This window comes from Sinobacterium norvegicum, assembly GCF_923077115.1.
Classification (GTDB): Bacteria; Pseudomonadota; Gammaproteobacteria; order Pseudomonadales; family Sinobacteriaceae; genus Sinobacterium; species Sinobacterium norvegicum.
The window spans coordinates 1,784,537-1,804,016 of the sequence record NZ_CAKLPX010000001.1 but is presented as its reverse complement, the minus strand read 5'-3'; the positions used below and the strand labels follow the sequence as shown (position 1 = coordinate 1,804,016).

The 19,480-nt window shown below is 50.2% G+C and carries 20 protein-coding genes; 18 read left to right on the top strand and 2 right to left on the bottom strand.

Translation table 11 applies throughout. The features are described from left to right. Positions 1-42: 42 nt before the first annotated feature. On the bottom strand, positions 43-2,190 hold the full coding sequence (gene nosR / locus L9P87_RS08095) for a transcriptional regulator NosR (RefSeq protein ID WP_237444170.1): 2,148 nt from the start codon (positions 2,188-2,190) through the stop codon (positions 43-45). A 251-nt stretch (positions 2,191-2,441) separates the two neighbouring features. Here nosR and L9P87_RS08090 point away from each other — a divergent pair, with 251 nt between their 5' ends. The 18 genes from L9P87_RS08090 to L9P87_RS08005 are packed head-to-tail and all read left to right on the top strand — an operon-like array spanning position 2,442 to position 17,711. Next, entirely contained in the window at positions 2,442-3,137 is a 696-nt protein-coding gene (locus L9P87_RS08090) for a beta-ketoacyl synthase chain length factor (protein WP_237444169.1), read from the top strand. Between the two features lie 6 nt (positions 3,138-3,143). Next, positions 3,144-3,902: a lysophospholipid acyltransferase family protein gene (locus tag L9P87_RS08085; protein ID WP_237444168.1), complete on the top strand. Its 759-nt coding sequence runs from the start codon at positions 3,144-3,146 to the stop codon at positions 3,900-3,902. A 48-nt stretch (positions 3,903-3,950) separates the two neighbouring features. Further along, positions 3,951-4,214: a phosphopantetheine-binding protein gene (locus tag L9P87_RS08080; RefSeq protein ID WP_237444167.1), complete on the top strand. Its 264-nt coding sequence runs from the start codon at positions 3,951-3,953 to the stop codon at positions 4,212-4,214. Next, a complete protein-coding gene (locus tag L9P87_RS08075; RefSeq protein WP_237444166.1) occupies positions 4,207-4,452 on the top strand; it encodes an acyl carrier protein in 246 nt (81 codons plus the stop codon). Before L9P87_RS08080 ends, L9P87_RS08075 begins: the two co-directional genes overlap by 8 nt. Next, a complete protein-coding gene (locus tag L9P87_RS08070; RefSeq protein WP_237444165.1) occupies positions 4,453-5,016 on the top strand; it encodes a COG4648 family protein in 564 nt (187 codons plus the stop codon). 38 nt (positions 5,017-5,054) lie between these two features. Then, positions 5,055-6,470, top strand: coding sequence for an AMP-binding protein (locus tag L9P87_RS08065; RefSeq protein ID WP_237444164.1), 1,416 nt, complete (start codon positions 5,055-5,057; stop codon positions 6,468-6,470). Continuing rightward, the gene (locus L9P87_RS08060) at positions 6,463-6,813 is read left to right on the top strand and encodes an ApeI family dehydratase (protein ID WP_237444163.1); all 351 of its coding nucleotides are present in this window, start codon (positions 6,463-6,465) and stop codon (positions 6,811-6,813) included. Before L9P87_RS08065 ends, L9P87_RS08060 begins: the two co-directional genes overlap by 8 nt. After that, positions 6,810-8,495, top strand: coding sequence for a glycosyltransferase family 2 protein (locus L9P87_RS08055; RefSeq protein WP_237444162.1), 1,686 nt, complete (start codon positions 6,810-6,812; stop codon positions 8,493-8,495). The genes L9P87_RS08060 and L9P87_RS08055 overlap by 4 nt, the downstream gene beginning before the upstream one ends. Next, positions 8,473-10,023, top strand: coding sequence for an HAL/PAL/TAL family ammonia-lyase (locus tag L9P87_RS08050; RefSeq protein ID WP_237444161.1), 1,551 nt, complete (start codon positions 8,473-8,475; stop codon positions 10,021-10,023). The genes L9P87_RS08055 and L9P87_RS08050 overlap by 23 nt, the downstream gene beginning before the upstream one ends. Further along, a complete protein-coding gene (locus L9P87_RS08045) occupies positions 10,016-10,435 on the top strand; it encodes an acyl-CoA thioesterase (RefSeq protein ID WP_354001884.1) in 420 nt (139 codons plus the stop codon). Before L9P87_RS08050 ends, L9P87_RS08045 begins: the two co-directional genes overlap by 8 nt. After that, a complete protein-coding gene (locus L9P87_RS08040) occupies positions 10,435-11,061 on the top strand; it encodes an outer membrane lipoprotein carrier protein LolA (RefSeq protein ID WP_237444160.1) in 627 nt (208 codons plus the stop codon). The genes L9P87_RS08045 and L9P87_RS08040 overlap by 1 nt, the downstream gene beginning before the upstream one ends. A 1-nt stretch (position 11,062) precedes the next feature. After that, a complete protein-coding gene (locus L9P87_RS08035) occupies positions 11,063-13,372 on the top strand; it encodes an MMPL family transporter (protein WP_237444159.1) in 2,310 nt (769 codons plus the stop codon). Then, entirely contained in the window at positions 13,365-13,922 is a 558-nt protein-coding gene (locus L9P87_RS08030; protein ID WP_237444158.1) for a DUF3261 domain-containing protein, read from the top strand. The genes L9P87_RS08035 and L9P87_RS08030 overlap by 8 nt, the downstream gene beginning before the upstream one ends. Next, positions 13,909-15,111, top strand: a complete 1,203-nt coding sequence (locus L9P87_RS08025) for a beta-ketoacyl-[acyl-carrier-protein] synthase family protein (protein WP_237444157.1) — start codon at positions 13,909-13,911, stop codon at positions 15,109-15,111. The genes L9P87_RS08030 and L9P87_RS08025 overlap by 14 nt, the downstream gene beginning before the upstream one ends. A 1-nt stretch (position 15,112) precedes the next feature. Continuing rightward, positions 15,113-15,562 carry a hotdog family protein gene (locus tag L9P87_RS08020; protein WP_237444156.1) on the top strand — a complete coding sequence of 150 codons (450 nt, stop codon included), beginning with the start codon at positions 15,113-15,115 and terminating at the stop codon, positions 15,560-15,562. Position 15,563: 1 nt separating this feature from the next. Beyond that, entirely contained in the window at positions 15,564-16,292 is a 729-nt protein-coding gene (locus tag L9P87_RS08015; protein ID WP_237444155.1) for a 3-ketoacyl-ACP reductase FabG2, read from the top strand. Further along, on the top strand, positions 16,289-17,521 hold the full coding sequence (locus L9P87_RS08010) for a beta-ketoacyl-ACP synthase (protein ID WP_237444154.1): 1,233 nt from the start codon (positions 16,289-16,291) through the stop codon (positions 17,519-17,521). The genes L9P87_RS08015 and L9P87_RS08010 overlap by 4 nt, the downstream gene beginning before the upstream one ends. A 19-nt stretch (positions 17,522-17,540) precedes the next feature. Then, on the top strand, positions 17,541-17,711 hold the full coding sequence (locus L9P87_RS08005) for a DUF2986 domain-containing protein (protein ID WP_237444153.1): 171 nt from the start codon (positions 17,541-17,543) through the stop codon (positions 17,709-17,711). Between the two features lie 36 nt (positions 17,712-17,747). On the opposite strand, the gene L9P87_RS08000 is transcribed toward L9P87_RS08005, so the two are convergent. Beyond that, complete coding sequence (locus tag L9P87_RS08000) at positions 17,748-19,361, bottom strand: sulfatase-like hydrolase/transferase (RefSeq protein ID WP_237444152.1); 1,614 nt, start codon at positions 19,359-19,361, stop codon at positions 17,748-17,750. Positions 19,362-19,480: the final 119 nt, after the last annotated feature.

The following is a 19,480-nucleotide window of genomic DNA, read 5'->3' as shown; positions in this document are numbered from 1 at the left end:
TCCCTTACTCTCTCTGTTTAGTAGGTGCTGTTGTCCAGCGGCTTATTCAACTATGCGAACGGGTTCAGTGGTCACGGTCTTTTGTTTGTGACGTGAATTTTTTTTCTGCTTGATAATAAGTGGCGGACATTTACTTTCATTGTGGTATGTGACTTGGCAATCGAGGCAGTGATGGCACTCGCGCAAATTAATATCCCCGTTTTTTTCTATTGCCCCAATTTCACATTCGTTAGCGCATAGTTGGCATGGTTCGCCACACTCTTTGCGGCGTTTTAGCCAATCGAATAAGCGAATACCCGATGGAATGGCGATGGCGGCACCCAATGGGCAGACATAGCGGCAATAAACCTTGCGACTGAATACCGACACCAGAATCAGGGCGGTGGCGTATAGAATGAACGGCCAGTCGCGATCAAAGCGTAATAGGAAAACGGTTTTGAAGGGCTCAACCTCGGCATATACCTCGGCAGTTTGTAGAGACTCCAAAGATAAGCCAAACAAAGCTAGTAAAACTAGATACTTAACAGCCCATAGGCGCTCATGAACAGCAAAGGGTACGATATACTGTGGCACCTTGAGTTTGACGGCGAGCTCACTGACCAATTCTTGCAGTGCGCCAAATGGGCATAACCAACCACAGAAAATACCTCGGCCCCATAATAAAATGGTGACGGCGATAAAAACCCACAGGCAGAAGATAATCGGATCTAATAAGAAGGTCTGCCAGTGAAACCCGGTCATCAGGGCTTGAGTAAAGGTCAAAACATTAACAACTGACACTTGCCCCAGGGAGTACCAGCCGACAAACAGCACGGTATAGATCAAGAATATTCGCCGAAAGATATGAAGGGAGCGGGGGAATTTCACCATCCAATCCTGCAGAAAAATCACCACCAAGATTAGCATCATACTGATGATTAGAATGGTGACGGGCACTTGTTTGGCGTGCCAAATCTGCTGCCAAAGTGGAAGGCTAGAGAGGTCTTTCTCTCTCTTTATCTCAGGCCGTATTAAATATTTTTCTATCGGCAGGTAGTGAGTTTTGAAACTGCTGAAAATACTGTCTAATGGTCCTGTTTGGCGGCGAACCAGCAGTTCGATTTCCCATTCGCTGCCCGGATCAAATTGATGGTGGTCACGAATAATAAATATCGACATCTCGGAGAAATAGGGGGCGCCGGCGGCATAGATATCATTGATGCGATACTGATCTAAATCGCGGAAGCTGAAAACATTTTCACCTTGGTGAATTTGGATGCGATCAAAGATCCCGCCGCGTACATAGCCCGACCCCTTAAAGGAAAAGCCATTACCCATAAGGGCCAAAGCAAACTCCCCTGCTTTCAATTTATCGCGCAACCACTGGTACTCGCTATCGCCAAGTACATTGGGGCCGATACCCGGAAGGTCAATCTGGGTATAGTAAAGATCGATAAACGGCTTGTTTGCCTCTGATTGTGACAGCGGAGTAGTCCTCTCCCCTGTGGTGCCAAGAAAGGATTGCTCGACATCGGCATTTTTTAAAACCATGCGACGTATAGAACCATCACCGGTTAATTGGCTCCAGTCAGCAGCTTGTTTAAAGTCGTGGTTGATCGTGGCGGCTGGCTGTTTATCGATATCGTCGTAAGCAATAATGCCCTTGTCTCTGGCGACTATTTTGGCTGCTCGCATGATGCCAAGATTGACCACCATTACGGTGACGGTGGCACCGGAAAGCCCATCGACGTGGATGCTATCGTCACCTTTCCGACCACCGATTTTCACCACATCGGTCGACATAAAGCCGGTGTATTGATCGGTGAAGTCATGCAGCTTTTGCTCGGGAATACCAATCAATAAAATGGGTTCGTGGTGTTCGAGGACATTAACAGCGATGATTCTCCCGCGCATATCGATAGACACTAGACTGTTAACCGGTTCGCCAGAATAGGCGGGGATGGGGGCAATATCATCTGTCTCGAAGGAATAACCGATGACCTCTTCGCCGTTGCGAATCGTCCAGCTGGGCAGCTCACCTTCTTTTGTGCCAATAGACGTGGCCTCAGGAAAGGCTGACTCGATAAAGGGTTTGGCGGCTTTGGCAGGGCTGACAATTAGACCGGCGGTTAGGGCAGGGTTGGATGCTAGCAGCGAGCATAGTAAGGTAATGATTCTTGCGCTAGAAAACCAAGAGCTTAATTTACCCACATGAAATCCCTATGTGTAGAATAATTAACTTACCTACATAGATTATTAGCCCGGTGCGACAATTTGTCACATGCAAACACTTGACATGTTGACTTGAATCAAGCATTTTTTTTGCGTTTTTTTCGTGTGCTAGGCTGTTCATCCTCTCCCCCCGCGGGCGAGTATTCCGCTATAATGTCGCGAATTACAATAAACAATAGACGCCCATCATTCTCCTAAACGCTCTATTTCACAGGTTTTATAGGTTTGCTATGCCGGCGATACCCCTTTTGGTCGACAACTGGTTTGCTCTCAATGCGGATATTGATAGCAGGGCTCAATGGCGGCGATTTTTTGCCGCCCAGGACAATGAAAATCTCGACCGGTCCGGTGATGAGATGGTCGTGCTGCCAGCCAATATGCGAAGGCGAATGTCGTCTTTGACCAAGCGAGCATTACAGTGCTCATTAACCTTGGCACAGCAAAGTGCACGCTTTGACTATGCCGTATTTGCCAGTCGCCACGGTGAATTGCCACGTACCGCCAAGCTTATAGAAGGGCTGATAGCCGGCGACGATGTCTCTCCGATGGGCTTTTCTCAGTCAGTACATAATACCAGTGCTGGACTGCATACGATTATCAGCACTCAGCGACTGCCGGTTAACTCCATCGCTGGTGGAGAGCAGACGTTCTCTCAAGCCTGGATAGAGTGTTACATCTATTTGCAGCAAAATCCGACGCACAGTGTTTTGTTGCAATACTTTGACGAGCCAGTCCCCGATATCTTTCAACCGACCTGTCAGGGGGGGAATCAAAACCTGGCCCTAGGCTTGGTGTTGCGCGCAGGGGATAGCCGCCCTGAAACCCTGAGCTATGGCAGTGATGACGACCTGTTATCGCTGCTTGGTCAGATTGTATTAGCAGAAGATCGAGCCGATGGAGGCTGTTTTGCCCTTACTTGTTATTAGTTGCCCATGTTAGTCCGTCTAAAGCGTGGCTGGCGTCTATTTGCAACGGCTATCTCCTTTACCTGCTTTGGTCTCGGTGGTTTGGTATTGGCTGTGTTGTTACTACTATTAGCGCTGTTTAACCGTGATCCGCAGCGCCGAGTTAATCGTGCTCGGTTCTGTATTCAGTTGGCGTTTCGTTGCTTTGTCGCCATGATGGAATTTTTGGGGGTGATCAGTGTGCGTTGGTACGGGGTTGAAAAACTGGCCCACCAGCGCGGTGTGCTGGTGCTGGCTAACCACCCTTCATTAATCGACTATGTGCTGATTGCCTCAAAATTGCCCGATTGCAATTGCATTGTTAAGGAGGCGTTGTGGAGCAATGTCTTTATGGGGGGGGTGATACGAGCGGCGGGTTATATTTCGAATAATCAGGGTGGCTCAATGCTAGAAGGTTGTCATCAGTCGATGCTGGCCGGGGATAACTTGCTGATCTTTCCAGAGGGGACACGCTCGCAAGAAGGTATGCCTATTGAGCTGCAGCGAGGTGCGGGGAATATTGCGGCTCGTACTGACGCCGAAATTTTGTTTTGTCATATAGATGTAACGCCTAGAATGCTGGCAAAAACAGACCCCTGGCACTACATCCCTGAAACTAAGCCGGTATTTAGTGTTACTATAGGGGAAAAGTTAGCGGTGGAGACATTACTCGACGCAGATTTACCGAAGTCGAGGGCCGCGAGAGAGCTAACCCGAGTTTTTAGTGAGAAACTACAGCCGAAATAATGACGAGCGTTCTCGTCATGGTGTTGTATTCGAAGAGATAGGATGGACATGCAAAGCTTAGATTTAGAAGTTAAAACACTGATTATCGAGTGTTTGAACTTAGAGGATATTGACGCCTCGGAGATTGACTCAGCAGAGCCCTTGTTTGGTGAAGGTCTGGGGTTGGATTCAATCGATGCGCTGGAACTTGGTCTGGCGGTTAAAAAGAAATACAACATTGTGCTCAATGCCGATGATAATGAGAGCCGGCAGCATTTTGCCAGTGTTAACGCTCTTGTGCAGTTGATTACAGCGAGTAATAGCGGTGAATAAAGCAGAAATATTTAACCAGCTTCAATCGATTATGGTCGAGTTGTTCGAGCTGGATGCCGAGCAGGTGACACTGCAAAGCCATCTGTATGAAGACTTAGATCTCGACAGCATCGACGCGGTTGACCTAGTTGTGCAGCTGCAAAATATCACCGGTGAGAAAATCAAGCCGGAAGAGTTCAAGCAGGTTCGTACTGTCGCCGATATTGTTACTGCCGTCGACGAGCTGATTAACGCCTAAATGAAGGTGTTGCTGAATGTGACCGTCGGTATTGTTATTGCCGTCTATCCGTTGGCAGTCTTCTTTGGTCTCAGTTATTTTTCCATTGCACAGCTAACTTCGATGCTTGCGTTGATATTTCTGCTGCGCCTGGCCTCTTTGTGGTCAAGCCAATCACCGGTAAAGCATTTGTTGGCGGTCGGCTGTGTAATGGGGGGGGTACTGGCCGGGCTCAGCTACTATTTCCAGTCGTCTGACTTCTTTCGTTATTATCCGGTAGTCGTCAATGCGATTATGGCAACGGCATTTGCTGCCAGCCTGTTGCGGGGGATGCCGATGGTTGAGCGTTTGGCGCGTTTAAAAGAGTCAGAGCTTGATGCCAGTGGTGTGGCCTATACCCGGATAGTCACCAAGGCTTGGTTGCTGTTTTTTATCGTCAATGGTTTGTTTGCCTTGTATACCGCAGGTTACACCAGCTTTGAATTTTGGACGCTGTATAACGGTTTGCTGAGTTATCTGTTGATGGCGTTATTGTTTGCCGTTGAGTGGTTTGTCCGCCAGCATGTTCGTCGCCAGCAGCATTAGTTGTTGTCGCGCACCACTTCCTTTTTGTTAGAGATACTATGAACAAGATTGATCATTGGTTAACACGGTTGTTGCAGCGCCCTGTGACCCAGATAATTGCGTGTGGTGAGCAGGGGCAGGCGGTTGATTATGGTCAATTATGGCAGTTGGTTGTGTTGCTTCAGCAGAAAAAATCTGTTTGTGCCGGTGCCGGTGCTGGTTCGAGCGCATCTTGGCTGCTGTCATTCGATGACAATTTGTTATTCTTGGCGGCGTTTTTAGCGCTGGTCATCGACGGTGAGAAACCACTGTTACCGGTGAGTAGTCGGCAGGGGGCCATCGATAAACTGAGTGGGCAGGCGGTGGGTTTAATCACCGATCAGCCGCTGAAGCATCGGGCAGCCATCACTCTTGTCGGATCTGATTTATATGCTCTAGCTGGCGCCGGTAGCGCTCACGCTCAGTCAGTATTACTGAGCCGGTTGAATCAGCGAGGCGACGAGAATAGGGCCGAACTCACGGTATTTACCTCCGGCTCGAGTGGTATGCCGAAGGCGATTAACAAGCCGTTATTGTTTTTGCTGCGAGAGGTGGAAGTGCTCGAACAGCAATGGGGCAGCCTGTTGGGCGATAGCGAGATCGTTGCCAGTGTCAGTGGTCAGCATATTTATGGTTTATTGTTTCGATTATTGTGGCCCTTAACCGCGGGCAGAGTCATGAGCAGCCACAGCATGCTTTACCCTGAGCAGGTTGTTGCCAAGGCTGCCAAGCACCGTGTATTGGTCGCCAGTCCGGCGCTGTTGAGCCGTTTGGATGAAAGCGATGCCAGTGGCCAGGCTTATGGTACCGTTTTCAGTTCAGGTGGGCCGTTGAGCCTGGCAGCGAGCAAAAAATGCGGTGAGGTTTTGAGACGTCGCCCTATCGAGGTCTTCGGCAGCAGTGAGACCGGAGGTGTCGCCTGGCGAGTGCAGCAGGATTCGTCGAGTCCCTGGCGATGTTTTGCTGGCATTTCAGCAACCATGTCAGAAGGTCGTCTGTTAATTGAGTCGCCATTTATCAGCGCGCAACAACAACCCTGGCAGATGGATGACCTGGTGGAGTTGGTCGGCAGCGGGCAATTTGTTCATCGCGGGCGAAGTGACAGCGTGGTCAAAATCGCTGAGAAACGAGTTTCGTTGCTGGATATTAATCATCATCTATCGGCTCTGGCTGAGATAGCGCAAAGTCATACTGCCATGTTCACGCTGGCAAAGCGCGATGAAATCGTGGCCGTGGTGGTGCTGACAGCATCGGGGCAGGCAATGTTGGAGAGCGAAGGGCGGTATCGCCTGACCCGGTATCTGCGTCAGCAGCTGCGTCATGATGTTGAGCCAGTGGCGATACCACGGCGTTTTCGTTTTTTGCCCCGGCTGCCTTATAATGCCCAGGGTAAGATAATAAAACAGGACATTATTAAGTTGTTTGATCATGAATAACCCCTACCCCCAGATTGTAGCGACAACGGTCGACGGTGACAGCGCAGAGTTAAGGTTGTATATCGATCAGGATATTGCCTGTGTCGCAGGACATTTCCCTGATGTGGCGGTGGTGCCGGGTGTTGCGCAGATTGATTGGGCTATTCGTCTTGCCGCCGATTACCTTGCTGTGGTGGGACGTTTTAACGCCATGGATGTGGTGAAGTTCCAACAGCTACTTCAACCGGGTCGCCACTGTGTACTCAAGCTGGTTTGGCTGCCTCACAAGCGTCAGTTGCAGTTTCGCTATAGCTTCGAAGACGCGGTATACAGCAGCGGTCGCATTAGTCTGGCGGCATTATGATTACCCAGGCTAACTACTGTGTAGTCATTCCCATTTTCAATCATCACCAAACAATTGGTGATACGGTGGCGCGGGTCAGTGCTTATTCGCTGCCGGTTATTGTGGTTGATGACGGCTCAGATCAAACGACTAAACAGCGTTTGGCGCAGTTATCGCAGCAGTACTCTGATATGACGTTGGTGACGTTGGCCGTCAACGGCGGTAAAGGTGCAGCGGTAATGGCCGGGCTACAAAAAGCCGCGGCGATGGGGTTTACTCACAGTCTACAAATTGATGCCGATGGTCAGCATGACAGCGCTGATATTCCTCGATTTTTAGCGGCCTCTGAGGCCGCGCCCAACCGAGTTATTTCCGGTCGCCCAGTCTATGATGAATCGGTACCCAAGTCGCGCTTGTATGGCCGTTATATCACCCATTTCTGGGTGTGGTTAGAGACGCTTTCTTTTGACCTCAAAGACACCATGTGTGGTTACCGGGTTTATCCGCTGTCGGCGGTTATTGCGCTGCTTGAAAAGGTCGAACTTGGTCGGCGGATGGATTTCGATATTGAAGTTTTGGTGCGCTTATATTGGCAGGGTTGTGAGGTCGATTTCATCGATACGCGGGTGATTTACCCCGACGATGGCCTCTCTCACTTCGATGCGCTGTGGGATAACGTCCGACTCAGCTATATGCACAGCCGATTATTCTTAGGCATGTTAGCTCGCAGTCCAAGGTTGTTAGCCCGTAAGATAGCCGGGAGAAATCGCCAGCAGCACTGGTCGTCGATGGCCGAGCGTGGCAGTGTGCTGGGCATTAAGTTTATGCTTGGACTTTACAATATATTGGGTCGCAGGGCGTTTTCGTTAATGCTCAAGCCGGTGATGGGGTATTACTACCTGAGTGCGAAGCAGGCTAGATTGGCCTCTACTCAATACATTAAACAGCTACAAAGCTTCGACCCTGGTCAGGGTAAGTTATCGAGTTTTCAGCATTTTCTAAGCTTTGGTGAATGCATGCTGGACAAATTGTCGGCATGGTCTGGCGGCGTAACAATTGACGATGTCGATATCTTAACGCCGGCAGTTCGCAACGAGATCCTCGCCCATCGAGAGCGACAGCAGGGGCTGTTATTGTTAGGTTCTCATCTGGGGAATATAGAGCTTTGCCGAGCCCTGTCAGATGGCTACCAAGGTATTACGGTGAATGCCGTGGTATTTACTGAGCATGCGGAAAGCTTTAACCGCGTCATGGCGCAGATCAACCCTGATTCGTCGGTAAACTTATTGCCGGTGTCGAACATCGGCCCCGAAACTATCATCATGCTCAAGCAAAAGATTGATGCGGGGGAGTGGGTGGTGATTGTTGGCGATAGAACGTCGACGACCAATGAGCAACGGGTGGTTTGGCAGAGCTTTCTAGGGCGACCGGCGCCGTTTGCCCAAGGACCGTTTATTTTGGCCTCATTGTTAGCCTGTCCGGTCTATTTAATCTTTGGCTTAAAGAATAATAAGCGTTATCAATTGTCGTTTGAGGCATTTGCCAACCCTCTGATATTACCCCGTAAAGAACGACAGCAGGCATTAGCAACCGCGGTCGAGCGCTACGCAGACAGATTGGAAAATTATTGTCGACAAGCGCCGTTACAGTGGTTTAATTTTTTTGATTTTTGGAATTTGAGTGGCCGTAAAAATGATGGATAAGATTTGCTTTGGTAGCCGAAGAATTACTATCGAAGAGGTTGTGGCGCTGGCGCAAAATAAAGCGTTGCCGCAGCTGAGCACAGATAATGAATTCACTGACAAAATAACTAAGGCGCTAGCGTTTCTCGACAGCCTGCTCGAGGAAGATGGGGTTATTTACGGCGTCACCACCGGCTATGGCGACTCCTGTGTCAACCAAGTACCTGCCGATTTAGTCAGCGAACTGCCGGTCCACCTGTCACGCTTTCATGGTTGTGGCTTGGGTGATGATTTATCACCCGAACAATCTCGAGCAGTCGTAGCAGCCCGGTTAGCATCGCTGACTCAGGGATACTCCGGTGTCAGTTTTGAGCTGTTAGAATTGCTGGTTGAGCTGTTGATCAAAGATTTACCGCCACGCATCCCCAGCGAGGGCTCCGTCGGCGCCAGTGGTGATTTAACGCCGCTGAGTTACCTTGCTGCGGTATTAATTGGTGAGCGTGATGTGTGGAGCGAAGATCGATTAGTGACGGCAAAAGAGGCCTTTGAACAGCATGGCCTGACACCGATAAAACTGCGCCCGAAAGAAGCACTGGCCATTATGAATGGCACGGCTGTTATGACGGGGTTGGCAGCGTTGGCATACAGCCGTGCCGATTACTTAGGTAAGCTGTGCTCTCGCATTACCGCCATGGCCTGTATTGGTTTACAGGGTAATGCCTTTCACTTTGATAAAAAGTTATTCGAGGTTAAGCCACACCCTGGCCAGCAGCAAATTGCCAGCCGCATTCGCAATGATATAGAAAGTCTAGAGCTTCCGCGTAATAGCAGCCGGCTACAGGATCGCTATTCCATCCGCTGTGCTCCGCATGTCATTGGGGTGTTAGAAGACAGCCTGCCATGGTTTAGGCAGATGATTGAAAATGAGTTGAACAGTGCCAATGATAACCCGCTGATTGACGGTGTTGGTGAGCATGTGATGCACGGCGGCCACTTTTATGGTGGTCACATAGCAATGGCAATGGACAGTATGAAAACCGCGGTTGCCAATTTGGCGGATTTACTCGACCGGCAAATGGCATTGCTGATGGATACCCGTTATAACAACGGTCTACCCTCTAATCTTAGCGGCAGCGAGAGCGAACGGGCCCCGCTCAATCACGGTATGAAAGCGGTGCAGATAGGTACCAGTGCTTGGGCTGCCGAAGCGTTAAAGAATACCATGCCGGCCAGTGTTTTCTCCCGCTCGACGGAGTGTCATAACCAGGACAAGGTGAGCATGGGGACGATTGCCAGCCGCGACTGCCTGAGAGTACTTACGCTAACTGAGCAGGTGACCGCCGCGCTGTTGTTGGCGGTAAGGCAGGCCTTTGAATTGCGTATTAAACACGGTGAATTACAAGAGTCTCAATTGACCCCTGCAGTACTGGATTTCTATCATCAGCTTAAATCTGAGCACCCATTGATCGATGAAGATAGGCCGCTGGAACATGAACTCAAGCAGCTTTGTCAGCAAATTCAACAGCAGCACTGGTCACTGTATGAATAAGCCGGTGACCGCCGTAGTCGAGATTAAAATACCTTTTCACGATACCGATCCAATGGGGGTGGTGTGGCATGGTAATTATTTTCGTTATTTTGAAGTGGCCCGCTGCCAGCTGTTGGATCAGATCGATTATAACTATCGTACGATGACTGAGTCGGGTTATACCTGGCCGGTGGTTGATACCCGGGTAAAATATTTGCGCTCTGCTTTCTTTGAACAGGTGGTGACGGTGACGGCGACGTTGGCAGAGTATGAAAATCGGCTCAAGCTGAATTATGAAATTCGTAACAGTGAGGCTGAAATCATTACCAAAGGCTATACTATTCAGGTAGCTGTCGATAATAGCAGTGGTGAAATGTGTTACCGTTCACCGGCTGTTTTATTCGAAAAACTGTCGCTGGAGCCACCGGAATAATGCGCTGCGTTCAATGTATTTTGCTGTTACTGCTCAGTCCATTCATCGGCGCTGAGCCATACAATATCGAATTGCAGCGGCGTTTTGACGTTATTGCCGATCAAATCCCCCTCGCTGGTCGCTTCGAGCAGACCAAGACAATGCCGATGCTAAGCCGACCGCTGATCACGCAAGGAGCATTTTTAATCGATGCTGAACATCAGCTTTTTTGGCTGCAGAAAACACCTTTCAGCAGTAAATTGTGCATTAAACAGCAATATATTGCTCAACAAGTTGCAGGCGGTGAGGTGCAGATATCGACCTCGCTAGAAAACCCTCTGATGTTCAATGCGCTGTCATTTATAACGGCTTTAATGAGTGGCGACATGGCGGCTATTCAAACAAATTTTACCCCGGTACTGAAAGGTGATGTTGAGCATTGGGAGATTATGCTGACGCCAAAGCAGCCGCCGTTCACGGGTATTTTTACCACTATTGATGTGGCTGGCCATGGCGATGTTATGCAATCAATACAGCTGAATGAAAGGCGTGGCGACAGCACCTTGATTGTGTTCAGCCAGTTGTTGCTCAATAATGCCGACATTGCTCAGCAGTGGCCGGAGGAAGAACGTGTTTGGTGTCAATAAAATGCGATTATGGCTGGGCTTTGTTGCCTGCATGCTGCTGCTTTTGGTTGCTATGAGCAACAGAGGCTTGGTTGTCGATGCCGATGTTTTTGCCTTGTTGCCGCAGCAGCAAGGAAGTCAAAATCTGCGTACAGCCATCGAACACTATAATGAAAATGTATCGCCGGAAGTGGTATTTATGGTGTCTGGCGATAGTTTTGAAGCGGCAGAGCAAACGGCGATTCAGTATCGAAGAGCCTTGCTGGAAAGTGGCTTATTCAAAGAAATGCAGTTGGAGTGGCCGCTCGAGCAGCAACAGAAAATATATAAATTCTGGTACCCTTATCGCAGCCTGTTGCTCACCACAGAGCAGCGCCATTTGATTTCTCAAGGGCTTTCATCGCAACTTACTCAGCAGGCTATCAGTCAGGTTTATTCAGGTTTTTCTGGAGTTAGTAGTAGTGAGTTGCTGAGCGATCCCTTTTTGTTATTTCGTGATTACATTCTAACGATGAATCATAGTGGTGGAGCGGTGGAGTGGCGCGACAGTTATATTATCTCACAGTATGACGGCAAGTTTTGGCTGTTGATGCGGGGCAAGATGGCGGTTGCCCCCAATCTCTTTAACAGTGCCGAAGCGATTGCGCAGGTTGAGGCTATCACTGCCGCCAGTCAACAGGCCCAGCCCAACAGTGAGTTCAAGCATACCGGCGTGTTCTTCTATGCGGCAGAGGGTATGGCCGGTGGCCAGTACGATGTTAGTCGGATTGGTGTGGGTTCGGTTATCGGCATTATTGTGCTGATGCTGATAGCATTTCGCTCGTTAATGCCGATCTTTTTTAGCCTGCTATCTATCGCCTGCGGTATTGTGACGGCACTGGTTTTCACCCTGTTATTGTTTGGCAAAATACATATTTTTGCCCTGGTCTTTGGCTCCGCTATTATCGGCGTGTCGATAGATTACGCCTTTCACTTTTTCGCCCACCGGCAATGTGGTGGTACCGATTGGCAGGCTAAAAAATCGATGGCAAGTATTTACCCGGCGATTAGCCTGGCATTATTGACCAGCTCGCTGGCCTATCTGTCGCTGCTTTTTACCCCGCTACCGGGGATACAGCAAATGGCTGTGTTCGCTATTGTTGGGTTAATCAGCGCTTGGCTGACAGTGGTTTTGTGCTACCCCTATTGGATTGTCAAACCGGCATTGTCAGGCGTGTTCGGTAAAAAGGTGTTGTGGGCTTGGCTGCGTTGGTGTCAGTCGGTTGCCCGATACCGCCGTTTTCTTTGGCTTGCGCCAGTAGCGGCTCTGTTAGTGGTGACAGTTTGGCCGGGCTGGCAGATCGATGATGATATTCATTCGCTACAAACACTGTCGCCAGAACTGGTTGAGCAACAGCAGATGATTACTAGAGTAACGGCCAGTGATATATCGACCACGTTTTTAATTGTCGGCGGCGATAATTTAGAGCAGATGTTGCAGCGCACTGAGGCGACCGCCGATAGCCTGCAGAAATTGGTCAGCGACGGCTGGCTTAAGGGCTTTCGAGCCATACCGGTCCCCTCTCAACAGCGACAACTCGAAGATAATCAGCTGCAGCAGCGTCTTATGCTTGAGCAATTGGCTCACCTGAAGACAGACCTCGGTGCCGATCAACTTGCCTCGCCAAAGAGTAATGCGCCGCTGTTGTTTCAAAGCTGGATCGATAGTGAGGCGGCTGATGGTTGGCGAGACCTCTGGTTATCGGCGGATGAATTAGCTGACGGTGAACCGGTGTTTAGTATTATTCAACTGCACGGCGTCGATAATAAAAACTGGTTAAAGCAGGTGGCCAGTGATCATGATGGCGTCGAATATATTGATAGGGCCTCATCGCTATCTTCGTTGCTGGGCAACATTCGTACGTTAGTGACCAGCCTTTTATTTGTTGCCTATGGCTTTGTCATGGTAATTCTCGCGGTGCGCTATGGTTTTGCCCGGCTGCCACAATTGATGTTGGCCCCGGTGGCAGCGACGACTATATCGTTGGCCACCATGGTGTTGTTGGGTATAGAAATCAATGTATTTGCAATGCTGGCCATGGTCTTGGTATTGGGCATTGGTATTGATTACACCCTGTTTTTTGCCGAGGCCGACCAGTGGCAGCTATCGACATTGGTGGCGACAACCTTGGCAGCGATGACAACACTGCTGTCGTTTGGCTTGTTGGCTCTGAGTCAGACCGCTGCAATCAGTGATTTTGGCTTGGCCGTTGCTATTGGGATTGTTGTCGCTTGGCTATTTTCGCCAATGGCGGCCAGCGACAATAGCTATGCTGGTGTGATGAATGATTAACCGCTGTTATATTATTCTGGCTCTAACACTGGTGCTTGTTGGTTGTGTCTCGCCCAGACTCAGCCCCTCACTGTTGCTGCCAGCACCTGCCGATGCCAATGTAACCGGTTCTTTTCAACAGTTGATTCAAGTTCAGCACAATGAAACGCAACAGTTATTAATCGCCAGTATAGAGGTCAATGCCGATCACCTCACTGTGGTTGTCCTGCACCCCAGTGGTATTCGTTTGATGTCGGCTGAATACGATGGTGAGACCATTCGCCAGCAGCAGTTGATGATGCCCGGTGTTGATATTCGTGCGGAACAGGTACTGAAAGATATTATGTTGGCGTTATGGCCGATGGCGAGTTGGCAGCCTTATTTGCAGCAACAGGGCTGGGTAATGGCTGATGATGGCCGGCAGAGATTGGTTTCCCGCGCCGATGGCGAGCCCGTTTATCGCATTAAATATCATGGCGAAGCCAGTCAACGATGGTATAGTTCGCTAACTTTAGAACAGCTTCAATTTAATTACCACTTGGCCATCAATCCGATAGATGAAGAGCAATAATTCTCTCAAACCTGCCTATATCCACGGCTTAGGTGTACTCAATGCCCTCGGTGCTAATAGCGCCGAGGTTGCCTCGGCGCTGCTGACTAACCAACGCGATGGGATGGTCTTAGATACGCAGTATCTGCTGGCTAATCAAGCCTGTTATGTTGGCAAGGTCGCCGCTGAGTTACCCGTGATAGAGGGGCTTCAGCATAACTGCCGCAATAATCGTTTAGCCATAGCGGCACTCGATCAGTTTCGGCCGGCATTCGATCGCGCGGTTGAACGTTTTGGTCGCGATCGTATAGCGGTGGTTACAGGCACCAGCACCTCGGGTGTCGACTGTGCCGAAGGTGCTTTCGAAGCGGTACAGCGTAGCGGGAGTGTTGGCGCAGGCTTCCACTATTCACAGGCTGAGATAGGGGGATTGTCAGAATTCCTCAAACATCATCTTAATCTCGCTGGCCCGGCTTATACCATTTCTACAGCCTGCTCCTCGAGCGGAAGAGCGTTACTCAGTGCTCAGCGCTTACTCTCGTCAGGCTTGGTTGATGCGGTGATTGCCGGGGGGGTCGACAGCCTTTGCCAGCTAACACTCAATGGTTTTAATGCATTGGACTCGCTATCGGCTGACCTGTGCAGGCCGATGGCAAAGCACCGGAATGGTATTTCCATTGGTGAGGGCGCAGCGCTATTTTTATTGACTCGTGAGCCCAGCGATGTGGCGGTTGTGGCAGTCGGTGACAGTTCGGATGCGCATCACATCTCGGCCCCCTGTCCGGATGGCAGCGGTGCAGAGGAGGCGATGAGAAAGGCGCTATCATTGGCGAATATTGCCCCCGATCAAATTGACTACATCAATTTGCACGGCACGGCGACACCGCTCAATGATGCAATGGAATCGGCAGCGGTATACCGATTGTTTGGCGCTGATGTGCCCTGCAGCTCAACGAAATCGATGATCGGGCATACCCTGGGTGCTGCTGCAGCGCAGGAGGTCGGGCTGTGTTATCTGGCGTTGATGGCGGATGAGCCCTTCGCGCCGGCGCATAATGATTTGGCTGCAGGGGAGCGAGACACCGATCTGGCGCCAATAAAACTGGCGACAGGCGAGAAGATAGAGGGGCGCTATGTGCTGTCAAATTCATTTGCCTTCGGCGGTAACAATGTCAGTGTGATTTTGGCAAAACAGCAGAGAGATGATTAACGTGAGTAACTATCACATTGAGCAGGTAATACCGCACCGGCCACCCATGGTGTTGCTCGATCGCCTCGACGGTTTCACAAAAAACAGTGTCGACTGTTCTGTTACCGTGACGGAATCGTTAGCCTTTGCCGATCGAGACGGTTTGCCCGCTTGGGTCGGCTTAGAGATTATGGCCCAGTCGGTGGCGGCATGGTCGGGTGCAACAGCCCTGGCTGAGCAGCGACCCATTGGCGTCGGCTTTTTATTGGGCACACGTAAATATCGCAGCCATACGGATGTTTTTCCCCTGGGCAGTGAGTTGAAAATACACGGCCAAGAGCTGCTGCAAGATGCGGGCATGTCGGTGTTTGAATGTACTATAACGTTGCAGGGAGAGGTGTTGGCAGAGGCCAAGCTAACCGCCTATTTACCCGATGAAGAGCAACTTAATAAGATGATTAAAGGAGATTAAGATGGGGCAGCGTCGTGTGCTGGTAACGGGGGCGAGTAAGGGTATCGGACGGGCAGTGGCCCTGCAATTGGCTCGGGATGGTTTTGCTGTCGTCGTTCATTACATGGGCGATAAGAGCGGTGCAGAAATGACACAGGCGGCTATTGTTGAACTCGGCGGTCAGGCACAAATAATGCAATTCGATATCAGCCAACGGCAACAATGCCGTCAGGTGTTGGAGCAGGATATTGCTGATAATGGTTACTTTTATGGCATTGTCAGTAACGCCGGTATTACCAGGGACACGGCCTTCCCGATGATGAGCGAGGATGATTGGGACAGCGTCATCCATACCAACCTCGATAGTTTTTATAATGTAATCCACCCCTGTGTTATGCCGATGGTACAGGGCAGAAAAGGTGGCCGCATTGTCACGCTGGCCTCGGTTTCTGGGTTGATGGGTAACCGGGGGCAGACAAACTATTCTGCAGCCAAGGCCGGTATTATCGGCGCTACAAAGGCGTTGTCGTTAGAATTAGCTAAGCGGAAAATAACCGTTAACTGTGTCGCGCCAGGCTTAATTGATACGGGCATGGTTGAAGACCATGTTAAACAGCATGCGATGGAAATGATCCCGTTAAAGCGAATGGGAGAACCAGAAGAGGTGGCTGGCTTGGTAAGTTATTTGATGTCGGATAATGCCGCTTATGTAACTCGTCAGGTGATTTCAATTAATGGGGGCATGATATGACCAAGCGTGTTGTAGTGACAGGTATGTCGGGTATTACTGCCTTGGGGGCAGATTGGCTGGCCATCGAAGCGCGTTTTCGCGAGGGAAAAAATGCCGTCGTGACGATGGATGAGTGGGACTGTTACAAGGGCTTAAATACTCGCTTGGCAGCACCGATCAATGATTTCGAAATGCCAAAAAATTACCCGCGTAAGAAGACCCGCGCCATGGGGCGAGTATCCAAAATGGCTGTGGTTGCGACAGAGGCAGCTTTAACCGATGCTGGCTTGTTAGCGGATCCAATATTGGAGAGTGGCCAGGTGGGCGTTGCCTATGGCTCGTCTACCGGCTCAACCGATGCGATTAAAGACTTCGGCGCCATGTTGATTGAAAATAACACCGGCAAGATTACCTCCTCGACCTACATTAAGATGATGGGGCATACGACGGCGGTCAACATCAGTCTGTTTTTTGGTTTGCGGGGCCGGGTAATAACCACCAGCAGTGCTTGCACCTCGGGCAGTCAGGGCATCGGCTATGCTTATGAGGCGATCAAATATGGCAAGCAAACGATTATGGTTGCTGGCGGAGCGGAAGAGCTCTGCCCAACCGAGTCGGCGGTATTTGATACCCTGTATGCTACCAGTATTGCCAATGATGCTCCGCACTCGACCCCAAGACCTTTTGATCGACAGCGTGATGGTCTTGTTATCGGCGAGGGAGCCGGCACCTTAATTTTGGAAGAGTATCAGCATGCCAAGGATCGCGGTGCGACGATTTACGCTGAGGTATTGGGTTTCGCGACCAACTGCGATGCAGCTCATATTACTCAGCCGAGGCAGGAAACCATGCAGATAGCGATGGAACAGGCGCTGCAAGATGCCGACATCAGCGCCGATAGCATCGGTTATATTTGTGCCCACGGCACGGCGACAGACAAGGGTGACATTGCTGAGAGTCAGGCGACCGCGGCGGTGTTTGGAAAGCGAACACCGCTGAGTTCGTTGAAAAGTTATCTGGGGCATACTCTGGGAGCCTGCGGGGCACTAGAGTCATGGTTTAGTATTTCAATGATGCAGTCAGGCTGGTTTGCCCCGACTATCAATCTCGGTCAAATCGACCCATTATGCGGCGACATCGACTATATTACCGGCGGTGGTCGTGATATTGATTGTGATACCGTGATGAACAACAATTTTGCCTTTGGTGGCATCAATACCTCGCTTATTTTTGGCAAGGTTAAGGACTAATACGGGCAGCGGTAATATTATGAATAGACGCAAAAAACTTAAGCAGATTATCAAAAAGAAGGACGCCAGGGGCAAGGGTACTGCAACGGCAAACAGTAATAAGCCGAAATATATCAGCAAAGCCGATCGAGCCAAGCTGGCAGAGCAGCATGCTGCAAGTGGCGAAGCAGCGGCTGGTGGCGACGAGTAAGTGACTGGACAGTCCAGCCACTTATGACATCACCGGCTAATTATTTTTAATACACAAACCCAGAGACCACCACGTGGTCTCACAGTCATAGACTAAACGCCCTCTCTCTCCATGCATTCTATCCAGCGGTCTGAGAGCAAACGCCGGCGGCATACCCGGTGCGGGCTCATTCTGTAGTTTGTCCAGCGGCATCGTATAATCGGCCCAATCCTTTGGTGCTCTCCAGCCCGGTGGCGGTACAAGGTGCGAGCGCGTACCGTTGATTGGATACAGTGCCCGCCAATCGTGAATCTTGCCCGCTAAATCAGCAACCACAGAGGGGTGATTAGCGGCGATATTATTATATTCGTAGGGGTCATTATTGATGTCGAATAGGTAGTTAGTCACGGTGGTCGACATCTGATCTTGGTCGACGACTTGAATCAACTTCCACTGGTTGTTAAAAATGGTGAGATTGAAATGGCCATAGATGGGGGTTTCAGAGGCAAAAAACAGGTAGTCATCGCGCACAATCTTTTTGCCATCGGCGATGGCCGGCCACATATTGATGCCGTCAAATTTACGCTGGTTTTGCGGTTCAATACCGGCAGCGGCTGACAGTGTCGGGAAGACATCCATCACCGACATAATTGTCCCCATCTTTCTACCGGCGGCTATTTTTCCGGGCCAGCGAATAGCGGATACCACACGGATACCGCCCTCAAAGGTATCGCCTTTACCACCGCGAAGCGGCACATTATCGGCACCACCAACGCTGTAGGCTGCGCCACCATTGTCAGAGAAGAACAATACGATGGTATCATCGGTCAGTTTTTCTTCGTCGAGGGTTGTCAAGACACGCCCAATAGCTTGATCCATACCGTCGACGACGGCGGCATACATTGGTCTGGCGCTGGGCCGTAATAGTATTTTGGCTGTTGTGCGGGTGTTGTCGGTGTCGGGGCTCCGAGCGGGCGCTAAGTCAGTATTTATGTCTTTATATTTGTCCTGTAGCTCCTGAGGGGCATCCAGCGGGGTATGAGGGGCGAGAAACGGCATGTAGATAAAGAACGGCTTACTCTGATCTCGCTCGACGATATAGCGAGAGACTTCATCGGCCAGTAAATAGCTTTCGTAGCCCTGATCATCAATCGACACGCCATTTTGTTGGAAGTCTTTACCGCCCTGGTTGGCGAAAGGCGGGTAGAAACCAACCTCAGTTTGCTGATGTCCATAGAAGTGTTGAAAACCACGGCTGTTTGGGTGATAGCTCTGCTGAGCATGACCAAGGTGCCACTTACCAACCATGGCGGTTTGATAGCCCGCGGCTTCAAAGCTCTGTGGCATGAAGTGTTCATCTGGATGAATACCGGTATTATCCCAGGGCATAATGACGCCATAAGCTACGCCCAGCCGCATCGGGTTTCTGCCGGTCATCAAGGCTGCCCGTGTTGGTGAGCAGATAGGGGTGGTGTAGAAACGGTCGAGCTGGCTGCCTTCGGCGGCGATTCTATCCAGTGAAGGGGTATCGATTTCGATGTTGCCATGGAAGCCGACATCGGCCCAACCTAGGTCATCGGCGACCATGATGATAATATTGGGTTGTTTGGCTGAGACCAATGTTGAACAGGCAATGGTAATCAGAGCTAAAAAATAGCGAGAAAGCTTCATAGCGGTACTCTTAGTGTTGGGCGTTTTTATTGTTCGTCATGTCATGTCATGTCATGTTGAGTTAATCATAAGGTATTAAAAGGAGTCTGTCCCTGCTATTCAATTACTTTGCGTTAACT

Excerpts from the sequence above, each read along its gene's own strand:
- L9P87_RS08090 (WP_237444169.1), top strand. The coding sequence starts at position 2,442 with ATGCCGGCGATACCCCTTTTGGTCGACAACTGGTTTGCTCTCAATGCG.
- L9P87_RS08000 (WP_237444152.1), bottom strand. The coding sequence starts at position 19,361 with ATGAAGCTTTCTCGCTATTTTTTAGCTCTGATTACCATTGCCTGTTCA.
- L9P87_RS08005 (WP_237444153.1), top strand. The coding sequence starts at position 17,541 with ATGAATAGACGCAAAAAACTTAAGCAGATTATCAAAAAGAAGGACGCC.
- L9P87_RS08040 (WP_237444160.1), top strand. The coding sequence starts at position 10,435 with ATGCGCTGCGTTCAATGTATTTTGCTGTTACTGCTCAGTCCATTCATC.
- L9P87_RS08015 (WP_237444155.1), top strand. The coding sequence starts at position 15,564 with ATGGGGCAGCGTCGTGTGCTGGTAACGGGGGCGAGTAAGGGTATCGGA.
- L9P87_RS08085 (WP_237444168.1), top strand. The coding sequence starts at position 3,144 with ATGTTAGTCCGTCTAAAGCGTGGCTGGCGTCTATTTGCAACGGCTATC.
- L9P87_RS08045 (WP_354001884.1), top strand. The coding sequence starts at position 10,016 with ATGAATAAGCCGGTGACCGCCGTAGTCGAGATTAAAATACCTTTTCAC.
- L9P87_RS08010 (WP_237444154.1), top strand. The coding sequence starts at position 16,289 with ATGACCAAGCGTGTTGTAGTGACAGGTATGTCGGGTATTACTGCCTTG.
- L9P87_RS08030 (WP_237444158.1), top strand. The coding sequence starts at position 13,365 with ATGATTAACCGCTGTTATATTATTCTGGCTCTAACACTGGTGCTTGTT.
- L9P87_RS08080 (WP_237444167.1), top strand. The coding sequence starts at position 3,951 with ATGCAAAGCTTAGATTTAGAAGTTAAAACACTGATTATCGAGTGTTTG.
- L9P87_RS08060 (WP_237444163.1), top strand. The coding sequence starts at position 6,463 with ATGAATAACCCCTACCCCCAGATTGTAGCGACAACGGTCGACGGTGAC.
- L9P87_RS08055 (WP_237444162.1), top strand. The coding sequence starts at position 6,810 with ATGATTACCCAGGCTAACTACTGTGTAGTCATTCCCATTTTCAATCAT.
- L9P87_RS08065 (WP_237444164.1), top strand. The coding sequence starts at position 5,055 with ATGAACAAGATTGATCATTGGTTAACACGGTTGTTGCAGCGCCCTGTG.
- L9P87_RS08035 (WP_237444159.1), top strand. The coding sequence starts at position 11,063 with ATGCGATTATGGCTGGGCTTTGTTGCCTGCATGCTGCTGCTTTTGGTT.
- L9P87_RS08070 (WP_237444165.1), top strand. The coding sequence starts at position 4,453 with ATGAAGGTGTTGCTGAATGTGACCGTCGGTATTGTTATTGCCGTCTAT.
- L9P87_RS08025 (WP_237444157.1), top strand. The coding sequence starts at position 13,909 with ATGAAGAGCAATAATTCTCTCAAACCTGCCTATATCCACGGCTTAGGT.